Source organism: Rhodococcus sp. UFZ-B548 (assembly GCF_903819475.1).
GTDB lineage: Bacteria > Actinomycetota > Actinomycetes > Mycobacteriales > Mycobacteriaceae > Rhodococcus_F > Rhodococcus_F erythropolis.
In genome coordinates, this window is record NZ_CAIJDS010000042.1 from 49,094 (window position 1) to 66,009 (window position 16,916).

The window sequence follows — 16,916 nt, forward strand, 5'->3', positions numbered from 1 at the left end:
AATCGCGACAGGTCTCTACTACATTTGGTAGTAGCAAAGTCCTGCGGTCCAAACCGGACAGCAGTACCGTGTCCGCAGGGGCCGAGCGACTGCCCGCGTCTCGAACCCCGAAGCCTGTCCCAGGGCCCTACTCTCGGAGTAGCCAATGGATACTTTGGACGTCTCCAGGTGGCAGTTCGGTATCACTACCGTCTACCACTTCATCCTTGTTCCGCTGACCATCGGACTTGCACCGATGATCGCGATCATGCAGACGATGTGGGTGGTCACCAAAAAGGACCACTGGTATCGCCTCACCAAGTTTTTCGGCAAGCTCTTTCTCATCAACTTCGCACTCGGTGTAGCCACCGGCATCGTGCAGGAGTTCCAGTTCGGAATGAACTGGAGCGAGTACTCGCGATTCGTCGGCGACGTCTTCGGAGCTCCGCTCGCATTGGAAGGCCTTGTCGCCTTCTTCATGGAGTCCGTCTTCATCGGACTCTGGATCTTCGGTTGGGGCAGGCTGCCCAAACTTGTACACCTGGCGTGTATTTGGCTCGTGGCGATCGGCGTCAACGCGTCGGCGTTCTTCATAATCGCGGCCAACTCGTTCATGCAGCATCCGGTCGGTGCGACGTACAACCCTGAAACGGGTCGTGCCGAACTCACCAGCATCTGGGAGTTGTTGACCAACAACACCGCTCTTGCTGCCTTCCCGCACGCGGTTGCCGGCGCCTTCCTGACGGCGGCGACGTTTGTTGCCGGCATCAGTGGTTGGTGGATGGTGCGGAACATGCGCCGCGCCAAGCAGGCTGAGGCCGCCGAAGCCGAGCGTCTCGAAACCGACGCACGAACGATGTACCGCCCGGCAACACGATTCGCCTTGCTCGTCATGATCGTGGCCGGGATCGGCATCATCTACACCGGTGACGTTCAAGGCAAGCTCATGTTCCAGCAACAACCCATGAAGATGGCGTCGGCAGAATCGCTGTGCGACACCGAGATGGATCCGGATTTCTCGATTCTCACCATCGGTACACACAACAACTGTGACAGCGTGACGCACGTTCTGAAGGTGCCGTTCGTTCTACCGTGGTTGGCCGAGGGCAAGTTCACCGGCGTCGAACTGCAAGGCGTGAACCAACTGCAGGAGCAGGCGGAGCAGGACTTCGGACCGGGCAACTACCGACCGAATCTCTTTGTCACGTACTGGTCTTTCCGCGCCATGATCGGTCTCGCCGCCGGTTCGGCAGCACTGGCTCTCGCGGGACTGTGGGTCACACGTAAGGGGCGGGTCCCGGACCAGAAGTGGTTCGGAATCCTCAGTCTCGTCGCGATTCCCACTCCGTTCATGGCGAACAGCGCCGGCTGGATCTTTACCGAGATGGGCCGTCAGCCCTGGGTGGTGCATCCCAATCCGACCGGCGTCGACATGATCAGACTGACTGTCGACCAAGGTGTTTCGGACCACGCATCGGCTACCGTCTGGGCTTCGCTGATCACCTTCACCCTCCTGTATGGAGCGCTGGGTGTGGTCTGGTTCAAGCTGATCGTGCGGTACGCGAAGGAAGGTCCGTTGGAGCACGACATGCATCCACCGGGCGATACGGATCATGACGAGCCGGAAGATCCGGACAAGCCCAAACAACTGTCGTTCGCGTACTAGGAGGCGATCATGGGACTTCAAGAAGTATGGTTCGTGCTCGTCGCAGTGCTCTTCATCGGTTACTTCGTCCTCGAAGGGTTCGACTTCGGTGTCGGAATGCTCATGCCGATCGTCGGCAGAGGCAGTGACCTCCCGGCCGATACGCGTCGACGGGTGGCGCTCAACACGATCGGCCCGGTGTGGGACGGCAACGAGGTGTGGCTGATCACCGCCGGTGGCGCGATGTTCGCGGCATTCCCGGAGTGGTACGCGACATTGTTCTCCGGGTTCTATCTGCCGCTGCTGATCATCCTGGTGGCCTTGATCGTTCGAATCTGTGCCATCGAATGGCGAAGCAAGATCGACGACGACAAATGGCGTCAGCGCTGCGACTGGGGCATCATCTTCGGCTCCTGGGTCCCGGCAGTTCTCTGGGGCGTGGCTTTCGCGAACATCGTTCGGGGCGTGGCGATCAACGCCGACAAGCAGGTCGAGTCGGGATTCTTCGATCTGCTCAACCCGTACGCACTGCTCGGCGGTCTGACCACCGCGCTGGTGTTCGCTCTCCACGGCGCTGTGTTCCTGGCGCTCAAGAGTGCCGACGAGGTTCGTGAAGACGCAGTGAAAATTGCTGCACGACTCGCAATTCCGGCTATTCCTGTCGCCGGCGGATTCGTCCTGTGGACGCAGCTCGCCTACGGCAAGGGATGGACGTGGATTCTGGTAGCCGTCGCTGCTGCTGCACTGATCGGCGTCGTCTTCCTGACGCGGGCCGAGCGCGAAGGCTGGGCCTTCGTTCTCACCTGTGTGGCCGTCATCGCCACCGTCGTGCTGCTGTTCGCCTCGCTGTTCCCGAACGTCATGCCGTCGACGCTCGATCCGGCGTACAGCCTGACCATCGAGAACGCGTCGTCGAGTCCGTACACGCTCAAGGTGATGACGTGGGCCGCGGCATTCATGACGCCGGTGGTGATCATCTACCAGGGTTGGACGTACTGGGTGTTCCGACAGCGCATCTCCTCCAAGCAGATTCCGGCGTCGATCGGTCTGCGATTCAAGGAGAAGACGTGGTAGTCACCAACCTTGAATCACGAAACATTCGAATGCCGAAAGAACTGACGGTCGAATTCACGTGACTATCGAAGTAGGCGACGCTCCCACCACTCGGGAGCGTCGCCGGGGGCCGATCGACCCGCGGCTGTGGCGACATTCCGCTTCTGCGCGCGGCTATCTGATCCTGACGGTCGCTCTGTCGATGGTGAACGTCGTGATGGTCATCGTCGCGGCGCTCATGATCGGCCGAGTCCTGGCCGGAGTGATCACCACTCGAACTGTGGATGTTTCTTCGTGGACAACCGAATTGGTTGTTCTGGCCGCAGCTGTGACGGTCCGAGTTCTGGGGACCTGGCTGCAGACCAGGTATGCGCACCGGGCGTCGACTCGCGTCGTTGCCGAGATCAAGAACGGCGTGCTGACGTCGGCGACGGCGATGAGTCCGCGCGATCTGGATCCTCGGCGTGACGAGATCGCGACCGTGGTCACCCGCGGTGTCGATGGCCTCGGTCCGTACCTGACGGGATACCTGCCGGCTCTGGTCCTGTCGGTGACACTGACGCCCATCACCCTGATAGTCATTGCGGTGCAGGACATGACGTCTGCGGTCATCATTTTCGTGACGCTGCCGCTGATCCCGATCTTCATGATTCTCATCGGCTTGCTGACGAAGGGTAAGTCGGAGAAGACACTGGCCGCGATGACCACGCTGTCTTCGCAACTGCTCGATCTACTTGCCGGACTGCCGACACTGCGAGCGCTCGGTCGTCAGCAAGGCCCTGCCGAGCGTGTCCGTGAACTCGGTGACGCCCATCGACGGACGACCATGTCTGCTCTGCGCGTAGCGTTCCTGTCCTCGATGGTGCTTGAACTGCTCGCAACACTCTGCGTCGCATTGGTGGCCGTGAGCATCGGCTTGCGACTCGTGTATGGGGACATGTCACTCGAGCCGGGGATAGTCGCGTTGATCCTCGCACCCGAGGTGTATCTGCCACTTCGGATGGTGGGAACCCAGTTCCACGCCGCCGAGGACGGAATGGCAGCAGCCGACAAGGCATTCGAGGTGATCGAGGCGGATTCTGCCGCACCGGAGGGTGGTATCACGACGGTGGTCGCTCGCGGTGCCGACATCGTCTTCGACGGACTCGGCGTGACCTCTCGTGGGGGAGTCGCACCGTCTCAACTTTCCGCCGTGGCGTTGCCAGGGGCGATCACCGTGCTCACCGGTCCCAACGGCTGCGGCAAGTCGACGGCAGTGCACGCGCTACTCGGGCTGATCGAACCGAGCAGTGGCCGCGTGACGGTCGCCGGCGTCGATGTCCGAGACCTGGACGAGCACGCGTGGTGGAGTCAGTTGGCATGGCTTCCCCAACATCCGGTCCTCCTACCCGGCACCGTTCGTGAAAATCTCGATCTCACCGGGGTCGTCGATGCGCAAGCATTGGCTCGCGCCGCTGCTGCGACGGGATTCGACGCGGTATTGGCCGAGCTGCCTGCGGGTGTCGAGACCGTTATCGGCGTCGGCGGCACAGGTTTGTCGCTGGGGCAGCGACAACGACTGGCGCTGACACGCGTGCTCGCCTCCGACCGCGCAGTTCTTGTCCTGGACGAACCCACCGCTCACCTCGATTCCGATTCTGAAGGGACAGTGTTGGCTTCTCTGAGAGCACTGGCGGAGCGCGGCGACACAGTCGTCGTGATCGGCCACCGTCCGAGTGTGCTCGCCGCAGCTGACCGGATCGTCGAGGTGCGCGCTCATGAGAAGTGACGCTCACGATCCGCTTCTGCGTGCTCTTCGGCTACTGGAACTTCGACCACGACGCGTACTGACTGCGGTGGCCGCCGGTGTGGCAACACTTGGTAGCGCACTCGCCTTGGCCGCGCTGTCCGCATGGTTGATCACGCGCGCATGGGAGATGCCTCCCGTTCTCGATCTCAGCGTCGCGGTGGTTGCCGTACGCGCGTTGGGAATCTCACGTGGTGTCTTCCGCTATCTCGAACGATTGACGACGCACGACGTCGCATTGCGCGGCACCACCGCAGCGCGGTCGAGGATCTACCAGCAGTTGGCAGCGGGAGATCCCGCGGCCGCCGCCGGACTACGACGCGGTGACCTGCTCTCCCGTACGGGCTCCGACGTGGACGCGCTGGGCGACGTCGTCGTCAAAGCGCTGATCCCGATTGCTGTTTCGGTTGTCCTCGCCTTCGCCGCGGTGGGAATCCTGTTGTTCATCTCGGTTCCGGCCGCACTCATTCTGGCTGTTGCGCTGGCGGTGTCCGGGATTGCGGCGCCCTGGCTGTCGGCGCGAGCTGCTCGACTTGCGGAGGCCGACAGTTCAGCTGCCGCAGCGCGATTCAGTGAGTCGGCGGTGACCGCGCTCGACCATTCCGCTGAGCTTCGAGTATCAGGTCGCTTGGATCAGGCGGTGAGCGAGGCTGTGTCCGCCGAGAACGAGGTGGTCGATGCAACCGATCGCGCGGCGGTACCGAGTGCCTTTGCCGCCGCTGCGACGCCCCTGGCAATCGGTGTGAGCGTCCTCGGTGCCCTGTTGATCGGAATTACGCTGTACGGAACCACCGACATGTCACCGATGTCCATGGGAATCCTTGTACTGCTTCCGCTGTCGGCTTTCGAGGGAACCGCGATACTGCCCAGCGCGGCGGTGGCGTTGACCAAGGCGCGGCTGGCGTCGGCTCGCATCATGGCGGTACTCGATCGAGCCGACGCGGAACACGTCGAAGGAAATCGTGCGTGGCCGGAGAACGGGATTCTCAGCGTGCATGCATTGCAGGCGGGTTGGCCCGGGGGAAAGGTGACCGAACCGCTCTCCGTGGATCTTCCTCGCGGTGCCCGCGTTGCCGTCGTCGGGGAGAGCGGATCCGGAAAGACCACCGCACTGATGACGATCGCGGGGTTGCTGCCGCCCGTCGCGGGAACAGTTCGCGTTGGCGCAGTGGATATTTCGGATATCGATCCGGCCGAACTGCGCAGGCACGTCGGGTACTTCGCCGAAGACGCACACCTCTTCGAGACGTCGGTACTCGAGAACCTGCGCGTTGCGCGGGGTGACCTCACAGCCGAGGACGCGGAGAAGGCACTTGCCGCAGTTGGTCTCGGCGACTGGTTGTCGGAACTGCCGGAAGGGCTCGACACCTACCTGGTCGGCGGTATGCGAGCGGTTTCGGGCGGTGAGCGTCGTCGGTTGCTGTTGGCACGCGCGATCGTCTCGCCTGCGGAGGTGCTGCTGCTCGACGAGCCGACCGAGCACATCGACGCGGATGCGGGCGCTCAGTTGCTCCGCGAGTTGCTCAGTCGCGACGCAACGCTGGTCGATTCTTCGCGAACCGTTGTTGTCGTCACCCACCAACTTCCGGACGGCACAGCAGCTGACCAGGTGATATGCGTCGGAAAAGTTTCTGTGGAAAATACGTTGCCGTCGTCGTGAAGTGGGCGTACTTTCTCCTTTACACAAGGAAGGAGGTGGTCTGAAATTGAAGTACAGACGGACGCGTGAGGTGGCTGCCAGCTAGCCGCAATCGCTGATGGAATTCACTTACCGCGTGAGCGGCCGGCGAATCCCAGGCAGCCACCCGACCCCCGAGCCCCCGATCAGTCCGACCGGGATCCGCGCGAAAGCGTGGGTGTGGCTCGGGGGTCGCTTCGTGCTGTGCGCCTTTATTAACCCCCGGCGGTTAATAAAGGCGCACAGCGTGGACAAGGATTAGGCCCCCACCATCCACCGCGCTCGAGGATCGCTCTGACCTCGGCTGCAGTTCGGCACGAGGCCCCCTCCACCTCCTCCCAACCGAAGACCAGTGTGGCGTTGCCTGACAGTTCGGATGCGTTACCTCGCCGCCGATCCCGCAGTGCAGTCGCCCGAGAAGAGTGGAAGGCGAATCCGTCGAGTCGAACGATCAGTGCGACTCCGCAATTGCGGTAGTCGACGTCCTCGTAGAGAGTTCTCCCGTCGACGATGACCGGCGATTGCCGTCGTGCTTCCGGCAAACCGTGTGCGCGCTCGACTTCGATTGCGTAGCGATGTTCGAGTACCGACTGGACGCCGCGATCCAAGAGGTCCAACGTCGAGGACAGCGCTTTGACATATCGCCTCGGCCGGCGGCATTCCATTCGGGTGCGTAGTTCCATCCGGGACACCTTGCACGCCGTGGCCGATCGGACCAGAGAACGAGCGGCGTCGCGAGCCGAGGGCTCTGCAACCGCCAGGTCAATTGCGGTGTCGGCCAGCGAAGTACGAGCAGGCTGAGTGGCAACGCCGATGTGGGCTTGAGCGCGTGAACGATGAACGATCACTCCGGGATGGGCAGTGGACCACCCCAACGGAACGGGGCGCGCCGGGGAGCGTTCGGGTCTGACCGTCGGACTCTGACAGCGTGAGGATCTGCCGTATCGGACCGTGATGTGGACCGGCAGTTCGGACTCGATGTGCGTGAGCCCCCACTCTTCAGCAGCAGTCCGGTGACTCAGGTAGGTCTCTCCGCCGCCGAACAGAAGGGCGGCCTCGAGAATCATTGCTCGGTTGAGTGGGCCGTTGGTGCTGGATTGAACGCCGTGGAGGACGGAAGTCCATTGACCCGATTCGACCAGATGTTGGATGCGCCGCGGTGAATAGCCGAAAGGGCGCAGCTGTTTATTGGTCCCGAGCCCGTGCTGGAAGTCGAAGAGTCTTCGGAGATCAGGATCGATGTAGTCGCAGTTCATGCGAATACCGTGAGATCGCGGTCCGACAGGAATCGGTCGAAACTGCCGCTCCAGAGCCCGCCTGTGGAATTTGTCGGTGCCTGTGGATGGATCTGCTGTGCGCCTTTATTAACCGCCGGGGGTTAATAAAGGCGCACAGCAGAACTAGCCGATGTAGCGGGTCAGCCGCGCCGAGAGGCGCGGTTCCAGGCCACCGTCAGACATGATCCGCTCTTCGACGTACGCGAGGTCGCCGCCTTCGACGATGCCGTAGAGGCGCTTCGCGCCGCCGTACAGTGCACCGGACTGGCTGCGGATCACCACGTCGGTGGCAAGTTCCCACGACGCCTGGGTGAGCGCACGGCCGTAGTACATTTCGACGACGCCGGAGCTGTGGCTGAGCAGGAGTTCGACGACTTCCTGGTTGACGCTGCCCGGGATGCCGTCGCCGCCCATGCGCCAGTACCCGCTCTCGCGCAGATCAGGGCTCACGTACTTGCCCTCGGCGTCGAGACGCCAAGATCTGGACTCCCAATTGAGGTAGGGGCCGCCGTCGTGAGAGATGACGATCTGCTGACCGAAGGCGTAGTCACCGGTCTCGTCGTGCCCTTCGCCTTCGCCGCGCCAGACGCCGACGAGGGGGAGCAGTGCGAGGAGTTCGGGATTGATGTCCGGGCCGAGGCGCAGGTTTGCGGTGTCCTCGGGCAACGGAAGGTCCGGCAGGGTCGGAATGTTGAGCGACGCCGTCGACTTGGAGCGCTCGACGGCGATGGCGACAGCTTCGTCCCCGCTGCCGCGCCTTACGGCACCTGCAGCGGCGGAATCGTCAGCGGTCGCGTCGGACCCTGAATCCGGAGCCTGACTCACGACTCGTCGGTGACCAAGCGGTACACGACGTACACGGAGAACCAAGCGATCATGACGGATGCGAGTGCGAGGAGTACCTCGAAGAAAATGACCACGGATACATCTTAGACCGCGGCGACCGACCGGAAAAATCGGGAGCCGGAATGCAGAAGGCCCCGCACCGAAGGGGTGCGGGGCCGCCTGGAAAAGCTGGAATTACTTGCTGACGGTCACGTCCACGTTGTGCACGCCCGAGCCCTCGGGAGCGACGGTGGATGTGCCGTTGCCCGAGCTGGACAGTGCACGCACGGTCCACTCGCCCGGAGCGGCGAAGAAGCGGAAATCGCCGGTTCCCGATGCCACGACCTCGGCCGTGAACTCTCCGGAGCCGTCGAGCAGACGCACGAATGCGCCGCCGATGGGCTGGCCGTCAGCGGCGAGAACGCGGCCGGTGATGACCGTTTCCTTCTCGACGTCGACGCCGGCAGGCAGGGTCTGCCCCTGGGTAGGTGCTCCACACATGATCAGGCTCCCAATTCGATCGGTGCGCCGACGAGTGAGCCGTATTCGACCCAGCTGCCGTCGTAGTTCTTGACGTTGTTCTTGCCGAGGATCTCCTGCAGTACGAACCAGGTGTGGCTCGAGCGCTCGCCGATGCGGCAGTAGGCGATCGTTTCCTTGGTGTCGTCGAAGCCCTTCTCCGCGTACAGCTTGGTGAGGTCGTCGTCCGACTTGAAGGTGCCGTCCTCGTTGGCGGTGGTGCTCCACGGAATGTTGATGGCTCCGGGGACGTGGCCACGCTGCTGCGCCTGCTCCTGAGGAAGGTGGGCGGGAGCGAGGATCTTGCCGGAGAACTCGTCAGGGCTACGAACGTCGACGAGGTTCTTGCTGCCGATGGCGTCGATGACCTCGTCGCGGAATGCGCGGATCGAGAAGTCGGGGGTCTCGGCCTTGTACTGCGTGGCTTCGCGGTTGACTGCGTCCTTGGAGAGCGGGCGTCCGTCGAGTTCCCACTTCTTGCGGCCGCCGTCGATCAGCTTGATGTCCTGGTGGCCGTACAGCTTGAAGTACCAGTACGCGTAAGCGGCGAACCAGTTGTTGTTGCCACCGTAGAGAACGACGGTGTCGTCGTTCGCAATGCCCTTGGCGGAGAGCAGGTCCGAGAACTGCTCCTGGTTCAGGAAGTCGCGTCGGACGCCGTCCTGGAGGTCCTTGCGCCAGTCGAGCTTGACTGCACCCTCGATGTGGCCGCCGTCGTATGCGCTGGTGTCCTCGTCCACCTCGACAAAAACGGTCTTGGGGGTGTTGAGGTTCTGCTCAGCCCAGTCAGCGGAGACTAGGACGTCGGAGCGAGCCATGGTGTTCCTTTCGATGTGGTCTTGCATCGGTCGATATCTAGCAGGGGTTCAGCGGGGTTGTGTGGCAAGCGTTTTCATGCGGTGGTCGCGCGGCCGGTATTTCGCAGCCTGGCGACGAGTGGGTAGATCTGGCAGCCGAGGCAGATGCCGAACGCGGCGTTGAGCAGGGCCGCGAACAGGGCGAAGCCGGTGGCAACGGTGCCGACGATCGTCGACCCGGCCAGGAAACCGACCGTGCCTGCCAAGGCGAAGACGAAGCCGACGAACTGAGCGAAGCGCAGCGGCGCCACGGGTTCGCGTTCGCTGACCGGCGAGAGTCGGGGGGCGACGAGCTTGCCGAAGATCTGGCCGTACGGGCTGCGCTTGGGGCCGAGTACCGCTCCGACTGCGAAGACGATCGCCTGCAATGCGAGAACGACGGTGGCGGCGGGCAGAGAGAAGGTCGAGAGGATGAGCGTGAGAACGAGAACGCCGGTGGTGACCCACGCGGCGAACCGAGGTCCGCGGACGTCGACTTGCTCGAGCTGGGCTGTGGTTGTGGACATCGGGAGTGCTCCTGCGCTGGATTGCATGGTGCTTGCCTGGACCGAGAAAAGGGGACGCAAAAGTCCCACTCGGTGGATTGATCACGTGAGCGAAAGCTCGAAGGTCAGAGAGATCTGACGGATGTGGTGATCAGCAACAGGTACAGCAACAGCCCCCGAGGCGGCACAGGTCTACTGCGCGGCGTCGGGTGAGCATCAGCTCGTGGCGGGTTTGCACGTCGGCGAGTTTACCCCGAATTCTCGGATTTTGGCTCGTGGGGTCCGGATAGTGGTACGAGCGCAGCTTTCAGATCGGCTGCGGACGGCACTCCGGACACTCGGAACTGTTCCTCCAGGCCACCGTCGAGGATGAACGTGGTGGGCAGCGACAGGACGCTCATTTCGCGTGCCAGAGCCGGTTCCTTGTCGATGTCGAGCTCGATCTCCACCGGCGGACGGGGAGCGTCCGCCATCGAAACCACAACCTGGCCGACGACGCGGCGTACTGCCGCGCACGGTCCGCACCAGTCGGCGGAGAAATGCAGTACGACGGGCCCACCGTTCGGCGAAGAGACTCCGGCAGAACTCAGGAGTTCGAGGCGGCTGTTGGTGGTGCCGGATGCCGCGGTGGTGGCTCGGACTGCTCCGTTGCGCGACTTGAGAAAGAGCCCGACCGCGACGACGGCGACGAGGGCGACCAGCAGAATTGTGATCCCGGTCATCGGTTCTGCAGCTCTGCGAGATCGATCGTCGTGTTTTCGGCGCTGCCTTCGATCACGATTCTTCCGCCTTCCGCGTAGACCAGGCTCGGCTGAATTCCGTAGGGGAGTGCCTGCGGATCGATCGTGTAGCTGAACAATCCGAGGACCACGGGTTCGAGTGCTGCGGGGATCGAGAAATCGGCTTTGCCCTCCGGACCGAAGTACAGGTTGCTTGCGACGATCTTGACCTGCCCACCTTCCAGAACCAGGTTGGCCTGGACGCTCACTGCAGTCTCGACCGGACCGACGGCAACCGTTCCGGTCAGCACGACGGCCCCCGCGGTGCTCGCCCCCGTTCCACCGCTGCCCCCGGTGCCATCCGACTTGTTGGCCGGCGGCGAAGATACCTGCAGGTCAGGGATGTTGAGCAGCTTTCCGAGGTCGGTGGCGTTGATTCCCATCCGGCCGTCGAGTTTGTCAACGGGGAGCTGGGTGACATTGCCGTTCACGATGTCGGAGAAGGGAACGGTGACCCCGCGCAGGTCGGCTTCGACGGTCACTTCGCCGACCACGTCGCTCTGGACGCCGGTAGCTCTGACGTAGACGTCCTTGTATTTCCCGCCGAGTGCTTGGGTGAGGAAGGGGAACCCGTTGAAGGTGACCTCCGGATCCGACTCGAGTGATGCGCCGGTTCGGAGCTCGCGGGAAACCCGGTACTCGGCGTACGCGGCAGCGCCGAAATCGGCCACCAGTCCGAGGCCGAGGAGAAAGACGATGCCGATGATCAGTTTGCGCACCGCACCATTGTGACGGACTCCGGTCGGGGTTCGATGCGACGGCCCCGGTACCAGGCACGCTAATGTAGTGACCGACCAAAAGCGTCGAACTACTCGAGCGTTGCCCTCACGGGTTGCGCGGGCTACTAGATAGGAGGCCGTGTGGAACTGCTCCTCCTCACCTCCGACCCCAACCCGGAAGCTGTACTACCGGCGTTGGCGTTGCTGGCGCACTCGGTTCGGCCTGCCCCCACAGAGGTTTCCTCGCTACTCGAGGCAAGTTCCGCGGACGTGGCATTGGTGGATGCGCGCACTGATCTAGCTGCCGCACGCGGGTTGTGTCGATTGCTCGGAAGCACAGGATCCGCAGTACCTGTGGTCGCCGTCCTCACCGAAGGCGGACTCGTTGCCGTCAACGCCGACTGGGGGTTGGACGACATCCTGCTTCCCGGTACCGGTCCGGCTGAGGTGGACGCCCGATTGCGGTTGTTGGTTGCCCGCAGCGGCGGTGTTGCCAGTCCGGAAGCGTCGGGAAAGATCACGCTGGGCGAACTGGTTATCGACGAGGGGACGTACACGGCACGACTGCGTGGACGGCCCCTTGATTTGACTTACAAGGAATTCGAGCTGCTCAAGTACCTCGCGCAGCATGCCGGTCGGGTATTCACCCGGGCACAGCTGTTGCAGGAAGTGTGGGGCTACGACTTCTTCGGCGGCACCAGGACGGTCGACGTCCACGTGCGTCGTCTGCGGGCGAAACTCGGCACCGAATACGAGTCCTTGATCGGTACAGTCCGAAATGTCGGATACAAGGCAGTGCGTCCGACCAGGGCCAAGGGCGGCGCAGCTGCTCCCGTTCAGTTCGAGGACGACGAAGACGTCGACTACGACGCGGCCGACGGATCGGTGGTCTGACGTGGGTTGGACAGATTCACTGCCGGCCGGATCCGCCGAGCAGGTTTCCGCGCTTCTCGATCGCGCGACCGAGTTCGACGGCAAGGCGCCCGTGTCGGAACAGGGGCGCCATGCCGTTGCCGGGCGCGGCGCAGCACGACACTTTCTCGAACTCGACGGCGATACGGTCGTCGGTTATGCGCAGCTGCAAGCCGGTTCGGACGAGCATCCCGACATGGCCGAGTTGGTGGTCGACCCGCAGGCGCGGCGCCGCGGTATCGGAACCAGGCTTGCCGCAGCGGTATTCGACGAAGGCCGGCCAGGCACGCGAGTCTGGGCGCACGGAAACGTCGACGCCGCAGTGGAATTCGCCAAGAGCCTCGATCTGGTCAGCGTTCGTGAACTCCTCCAGCTGCGTCGACCTCTCGATACTCCGCAGCTTCCGGAAATCGTTGTGCCCGAAGGTATAACGATGCGGACGTACCGTGGGCCCGAAGACGATTCCGAGATCCTTCGCGTCAACAACGCGGCCTTCTCCTGGCATCCCGAGCAGGGTGGCTGGACCCAGGCGGAGATCGACGAGCGAACAGCCGAAGGCTGGTTCGACCCGGCCGGTCTGTTCATGGCGTTCGCGGACACCGATCCCGATACTCTTCTCGGCTTTCACTGGACCAAGGTGCACACACCCGAAGGTGACGATCGGGAGCTGGGGGAGGTGTACGTCGTGGGTATCGATCCCGCGGCGCAGGGACGTGGTCTCGGCCGAGTGCTGACTCTCGCAGGCATGCATTACCTGCGAGATCGCGGCCTCGGAACGGTCCTTCTGTACGTCGAAGGTGACAACACTGCCGCCCTCCACACGTACGAGCGACTCGGCTTCGATCGGTTCCACGTGGACATGGCTTACGCTCGCGCGCTCTGACGTCACAGTCGAACACGCAGAAATGTCCAGTCTGTTCATTCTCTGTTAACCATGTGTGGTCCAACCGGACACCGCGCCCGCCTACTTTTCTCTGTGGGCAGCGCCGTGTTGCCTGATGCAGATTTCAATCATTTTGCATCTCATGTCGCCGCCCGATCGTGGGCGTGGCGGTAGCGATTTCCGGAGGATCTTGGTGAATCTCAAGCGCAGTGGTGCCCTGCTCGGTGTAGTGGCCGTGGGCGCCATGACCTTGGCCGCATGTGGCAGCGACAACAACTCGTCGTCGACGGGTGTGGACGCGTCCGCATCGAACGCAACGTGCGAAGGCAAGAGCAACCTCTCTGCCGCTGGTTCCTCGGCACAGAAGAATGCCATGGACCAGTTCGTCGCCACCTACATCTCCGTGTGCCAGGAAAAGGGCAAGACCGTCAACGTCGCCTACAACCCCAGCGGTTCGGGCGACGGTCGCACGCAGTTCATCGCCGGCCAGATCGACTTCGCCGGCTCCGACTCGGCCATCAAGGACGAGCAGGCCGACAAGGCCAAGGAGCGTTGCGTCGGCGGCGAGGCCTGGAACCTTCCCCTCGTCTTCGGCCCGATCGCAGTTGCATACAACCTCGACGGCGTCGACAAGCTCGTTCTCAACGCAGAGGTTCTCGCGAAGATCTTCAACGGTGGCATCACCAAGTGGAACGATCCGGCAATCGCCGCGCTCAACTCCGGTGCTTCGCTTCCCGACGAGAAGATCACCACCGTGATCCGCTCCGATTCCTCGGGCACCACCGACAACTTCCAGAAGTACCTCGACGCGGCATCGAACGGTGCTTGGACGTCGGGCGCAGGGTCCGACTTCACCGGTGGCGTCGGTGAGGGCGCCAAGGGTTCGGCGGGCGTTGCACAGGCAGTTGCCACGGCACCGGGTTCGATCACCTACGTCGAGAAGTCGTTCGCCGATCAGAACAAGCTCTCGGTTGCAGAAATCAACACCGGCTCCGAGGCAGTCGCACTGACCAACGACTCGGCCGCAAAGTCGATCGCAGGCGCGAAGTTCAAGTCCGACGCAACCGGCGACCTGACGCTCGACCTCGCGTCGATCTTCAAGACCAACGAAGCCGGCGCATACCCGCTGGTTCTCGCCACGTACTCGATCGTCTGCTCCAAGGGCTACGACGCGGACACTACCGCAGCAGTGAAGTCGTTCCTGACGAGCGCGGCCAACGAGGGTCAGGCCAACCTGGCCGAGCAGGGTTACGTCCCGCTGCCGGCCAACGTCCAGGATCGCCTCAACGCGTCCATCACGGCAATCAGCTGACCTAGAGACTCGTGCGGACAAGCTCATGGATCTACATTCAGACGTGAAGGAAGTGAGCGCACATGAGTGACGCGCCCATCACCTCGACATCTCGTTCTCCCGGCCCCGCAACCAGCGGGGCCGGGGTGGGCGGTCCGAACGGCACCACGGAGGACACGATTACTTCCACCAAGGCTCCAGAAACCGAGCATCCTCCGAAGGGTGACGGTCCGGGAAGCGGCAACAGCAAGACGGTGACCCGTCCGGGTGACCGCATCTTCAGCTCGCTCGCATCCGGTTCGGCAATCTTCATCACGGTTGTCATCGCGGCGATCGGCGCGTTCCTGATCTGGCGTGCTGTTCCTGCTTTGAGCCGGAACCAGGTCAACTTCCTGACCAGCCGTGAATGGGTGACGCAGAACATCAACGCGATGGCGTTCGGTGTCCTCGATCTTTTCCAGGTCACTGTGTTGGTCTCGCTGTTCGCACTGGTGCTCGCGATGCCGATCGCACTGGGCATCGCGATCTTCCTGACTTCGTACTCACCCAAGTGGCTCACGCGGCCACTGTCGTACACGATCGACCTTCTCGCGGCCGTGCCGTCCATCGTCTACGGCCTGTGGGGACTTCTCGTGTTCGCTCCGGCGATCACCCCGGTCGCGGTGTGGCTCAACGACACTCTCGGCTGGTTCCCGCTCTTCGCCGACGGCAGCGGATCGATCACCGGCGGCGGCACCATCTTCACCGCAGGCATCGTCCTCGCCGTGATGATCCTTCCGGTCATCACCGCAGTGACCCGCGAGGTGTTCATCCAGACCCCGCGCTCACAGATCGAAGCTGCACTCGCTCTCGGCGCCACGCGCTGGGAAGTTGTGCGCACCACGGTCATCCCGTTCGGTAAGTCCGGCTACATCAGCGGCTCGATGCTCGGTCTCGGACGCGCACTCGGCGAGACGATGGCGCTGTACCTGATCCTGCGCACCACCTCTCAGGCCTTCGGCTGGTCGCTGTTCGACGGCGGCTCGACCATCGCCTCCAAGATCGCCCTCGGCTACGCGGAGTTCAACAACGACATCCAGGCAGGCGCGTACATCGCGGCCGGACTGGTGCTGTTCGTACTGACCTTCGTCGTCAACGCGGCTGCCCGCGCAGTGATCGCCGGAAAGAAGGACTGACCCATGACCTCCACTCTGGACCGGCCGGTCAAGGCCCCCACTTTCCAAGGCGTCGGCGCCCGTCGTCGCGCCAAGGACGTCATCGCGACCATCCTGGTGAGCCTGGCAGTCGTCATCGCGCTCATCCCGTTGGTCTGGGTGCTCTTCACGGTCATCGCCAAGGGCCTGCCCGCTCTGACGTCGCCCACGTGGTTCACCAACTCGCTGAGCGGATTGACGGCGTCGGCCGACGGCGGCGGTATCTATCACGCATTGATCGGCACCCTGCTGCAAGGCATCGTGTGCGCGGTCTTCTCCATCCCGCTCGGTATCTTCGTCGCGATCTACCTGGTGGAGTACGCCGACCGGAAGTCGAAGCTGGGCAAGCTCACCACGTTCATGGTCGACATCCTCAGCGGTGTTCCGTCGATCGTGGCCGCGCTGTTCATCTACGCACTGTGGATCGCGACCTTCGGCTTCCCCAAGTCCGCGTTCGCCGTGTCGCTGGCTCTGGTCCTTCTCATGGTCCCGGTCGTCATCCGCTCCACCGAGGAAATGCTGCGCATCGTCCCGATGGATCTGCGCGAGGCGTCGTACGCGCTCGGTGTGCCGAAGTGGAAGACCATCTCGAAAATCGTTCTGCCGACGGCGCTTCCCGGCATCATCACCGGCGTCATGCTGGCCCTGGCCCGCGTGCTCGGTGAGACCGCGCCGCTGCTGATCCTCGTCGGCTACGCGCCGTTCATCAACTTCGACCTGTTCAACGGCGAAATGGGCACTCTGCCTTCCGTCATGGTCGCCGAGATGAACAACCCCACCGACGCCGGCACCAACCGCATCTGGGGTGCAGCACTGACCCTGATCCTGCTGATCGCGATCCTCAACATCGTCGCGAAGCTGATCGGTCACTTCTCACAGGTCAGAAGCAAGTGATGCGGCCTCGGAACATGTTCGTACTCAACAGCGTCAACAACTCAGTAGGGAGCCGGTAATGGCCAAGCGTCTGGATCTCAAGGACGTCAACATCTACTACGGCAAGTTCCACGCCGTCGCCGATGTGGGCCTGTCCGTCCC

Annotated in this window: 17 protein-coding genes and 1 pseudogene; 10 read left to right on the forward strand and 8 right to left on the reverse strand. The window is 62.9% G+C overall.

Annotated features, from left to right (window positions below):
• Positions 1-145 precede the first annotated feature (145 nt).
• Genes H7C86_RS27275 through cydC form a run of 4 tightly spaced genes read left to right on the forward strand, consistent with a single transcriptional unit; the run spans position 146 to position 6,123 of the window.
• Positions 146-1,645, forward strand: coding sequence for a cytochrome ubiquinol oxidase subunit I (locus H7C86_RS27275; protein ID WP_020970618.1), 1,500 nt, complete (start codon positions 146-148; stop codon positions 1,643-1,645).
• Positions 1,646-1,654: 9 nt separating this feature from the next.
• Positions 1,655-2,698: a cytochrome d ubiquinol oxidase subunit II gene (gene cydB / locus H7C86_RS27280; RefSeq protein WP_021332107.1), complete on the forward strand. Its 1,044-nt coding sequence runs from the start codon at positions 1,655-1,657 to the stop codon at positions 2,696-2,698.
• A 58-nt stretch (positions 2,699-2,756) separates the two neighbouring features.
• Complete coding sequence (gene cydD / locus H7C86_RS27285) at positions 2,757-4,445, forward strand: thiol reductant ABC exporter subunit CydD (RefSeq protein ID WP_182262600.1); 1,689 nt, start codon at positions 2,757-2,759, stop codon at positions 4,443-4,445.
• Entirely contained in the window at positions 4,435-6,123 is a 1,689-nt protein-coding gene (gene cydC, locus H7C86_RS27290; RefSeq protein WP_182262601.1) for a thiol reductant ABC exporter subunit CydC, read from the forward strand. Before cydD ends, cydC begins: the two co-directional genes overlap by 11 nt.
• A 233-nt stretch (positions 6,124-6,356) precedes the next feature.
• Here the strand turns inward: cydC and H7C86_RS27295 are convergent, their stop codons facing one another.
• The 8 genes from H7C86_RS27295 to H7C86_RS27325 form a co-directional block, all read right to left on the reverse strand.
• On the reverse strand, positions 6,357-7,397 hold the full coding sequence (locus tag H7C86_RS27295) for a type IV toxin-antitoxin system AbiEi family antitoxin domain-containing protein (RefSeq protein WP_182262602.1): 1,041 nt from the start codon (positions 7,395-7,397) through the stop codon (positions 6,357-6,359).
• Positions 7,398-7,541: 144 nt separating this feature from the next.
• Positions 7,542-8,147, reverse strand: a complete 606-nt coding sequence (locus H7C86_RS27300) for an FABP family protein (RefSeq protein WP_170320401.1) — start codon at positions 8,145-8,147, stop codon at positions 7,542-7,544.
• A gap of 291 nt (positions 8,148-8,438) precedes the next feature.
• A complete protein-coding gene (locus H7C86_RS27305; RefSeq protein ID WP_003939797.1) occupies positions 8,439-8,744 on the reverse strand; it encodes a DUF1416 domain-containing protein in 306 nt (101 codons plus the stop codon).
• 2 nt (positions 8,745-8,746) lie between these two features.
• Positions 8,747-9,580, reverse strand: a complete 834-nt coding sequence (locus H7C86_RS27310; RefSeq protein ID WP_020908929.1) for a sulfurtransferase — start codon at positions 9,578-9,580, stop codon at positions 8,747-8,749.
• A gap of 74 nt (positions 9,581-9,654) precedes the next feature.
• A complete protein-coding gene (locus tag H7C86_RS27315) occupies positions 9,655-10,125 on the reverse strand; it encodes a DUF4395 domain-containing protein (RefSeq protein WP_020970613.1) in 471 nt (156 codons plus the stop codon).
• Between the two features lie 130 nt (positions 10,126-10,255).
• Positions 10,256-10,342, reverse strand: coding sequence for a putative leader peptide (locus tag H7C86_RS37970; RefSeq protein WP_350318872.1), 87 nt, complete (start codon positions 10,340-10,342; stop codon positions 10,256-10,258).
• A gap of 10 nt (positions 10,343-10,352) precedes the next feature.
• Positions 10,353-10,826, reverse strand: coding sequence for a thioredoxin family protein (locus H7C86_RS27320; RefSeq protein WP_019745090.1), 474 nt, complete (start codon positions 10,824-10,826; stop codon positions 10,353-10,355).
• On the reverse strand, positions 10,823-11,602 hold the full coding sequence (locus tag H7C86_RS27325) for an LmeA family phospholipid-binding protein (protein WP_003939847.1): 780 nt from the start codon (positions 11,600-11,602) through the stop codon (positions 10,823-10,825). Before H7C86_RS27325 ends, H7C86_RS27320 begins: the two co-directional genes overlap by 4 nt.
• Before the next feature lie 141 nt (positions 11,603-11,743).
• Here H7C86_RS27325 and H7C86_RS27330 point away from each other — a divergent pair, with 141 nt between their 5' ends.
• The 6 genes and pseudogenes from H7C86_RS27330 to pstB all read left to right on the forward strand — a co-directional run.
• Positions 11,744-12,496, forward strand: coding sequence for a response regulator transcription factor (locus H7C86_RS27330; protein ID WP_003939728.1), 753 nt, complete (start codon positions 11,744-11,746; stop codon positions 12,494-12,496).
• A gap of 1 nt (position 12,497) precedes the next feature.
• Positions 12,498-13,397 carry a mycothiol synthase gene (gene mshD / locus H7C86_RS27335; RefSeq protein ID WP_182262603.1) on the forward strand — a complete coding sequence of 300 codons (900 nt, stop codon included), beginning with the start codon at positions 12,498-12,500 and terminating at the stop codon, positions 13,395-13,397.
• A gap of 193 nt (positions 13,398-13,590) precedes the next feature.
• Complete coding sequence (gene pstS / locus H7C86_RS27340; RefSeq protein WP_019745088.1) at positions 13,591-14,709, forward strand: phosphate ABC transporter substrate-binding protein PstS; 1,119 nt, start codon at positions 13,591-13,593, stop codon at positions 14,707-14,709.
• Positions 14,710-14,771: 62 nt separating this feature from the next.
• Positions 14,772-15,863, forward strand: a complete 1,092-nt coding sequence (pstC, locus tag H7C86_RS27345; RefSeq protein WP_007733846.1) for a phosphate ABC transporter permease subunit PstC — start codon at positions 14,772-14,774, stop codon at positions 15,861-15,863.
• A gap of 3 nt (positions 15,864-15,866) precedes the next feature.
• Complete coding sequence (gene pstA / locus H7C86_RS27350; RefSeq protein ID WP_003940100.1) at positions 15,867-16,775, forward strand: phosphate ABC transporter permease PstA; 909 nt, start codon at positions 15,867-15,869, stop codon at positions 16,773-16,775.
• Between the two features lie 58 nt (positions 16,776-16,833).
• Positions 16,834-16,916, forward strand: a pseudogene (pstB, locus tag H7C86_RS27355) (phosphate ABC transporter ATP-binding protein); the annotation flags it as partial.

Excerpts from the sequence above, each read along its gene's own strand:
- H7C86_RS27275 (WP_020970618.1), top strand. The coding sequence starts at position 146 with ATGGATACTTTGGACGTCTCCAGGTGGCAGTTCGGTATCACTACCGTC.
- pstC (WP_007733846.1), top strand. The coding sequence starts at position 14,772 with ATGAGTGACGCGCCCATCACCTCGACATCTCGTTCTCCCGGCCCCGCA.
- pstA (WP_003940100.1), top strand. The coding sequence starts at position 15,867 with ATGACCTCCACTCTGGACCGGCCGGTCAAGGCCCCCACTTTCCAAGGC.
- H7C86_RS27320 (WP_019745090.1), bottom strand. The coding sequence starts at position 10,826 with ATGACCGGGATCACAATTCTGCTGGTCGCCCTCGTCGCCGTCGTCGCG.
- cydC (WP_182262601.1), top strand. The coding sequence starts at position 4,435 with ATGAGAAGTGACGCTCACGATCCGCTTCTGCGTGCTCTTCGGCTACTG.
- cydB (WP_021332107.1), top strand. The coding sequence starts at position 1,655 with ATGGGACTTCAAGAAGTATGGTTCGTGCTCGTCGCAGTGCTCTTCATC.
- H7C86_RS27305 (WP_003939797.1), bottom strand. The coding sequence starts at position 8,744 with ATGTGTGGAGCACCTACCCAGGGGCAGACCCTGCCTGCCGGCGTCGAC.
- H7C86_RS27315 (WP_020970613.1), bottom strand. The coding sequence starts at position 10,125 with ATGTCCACAACCACAGCCCAGCTCGAGCAAGTCGACGTCCGCGGACCT.
- H7C86_RS27295 (WP_182262602.1), bottom strand. The coding sequence starts at position 7,397 with ATGAACTGCGACTACATCGATCCTGATCTCCGAAGACTCTTCGACTTC.
- H7C86_RS27310 (WP_020908929.1), bottom strand. The coding sequence starts at position 9,580 with ATGGCTCGCTCCGACGTCCTAGTCTCCGCTGACTGGGCTGAGCAGAAC.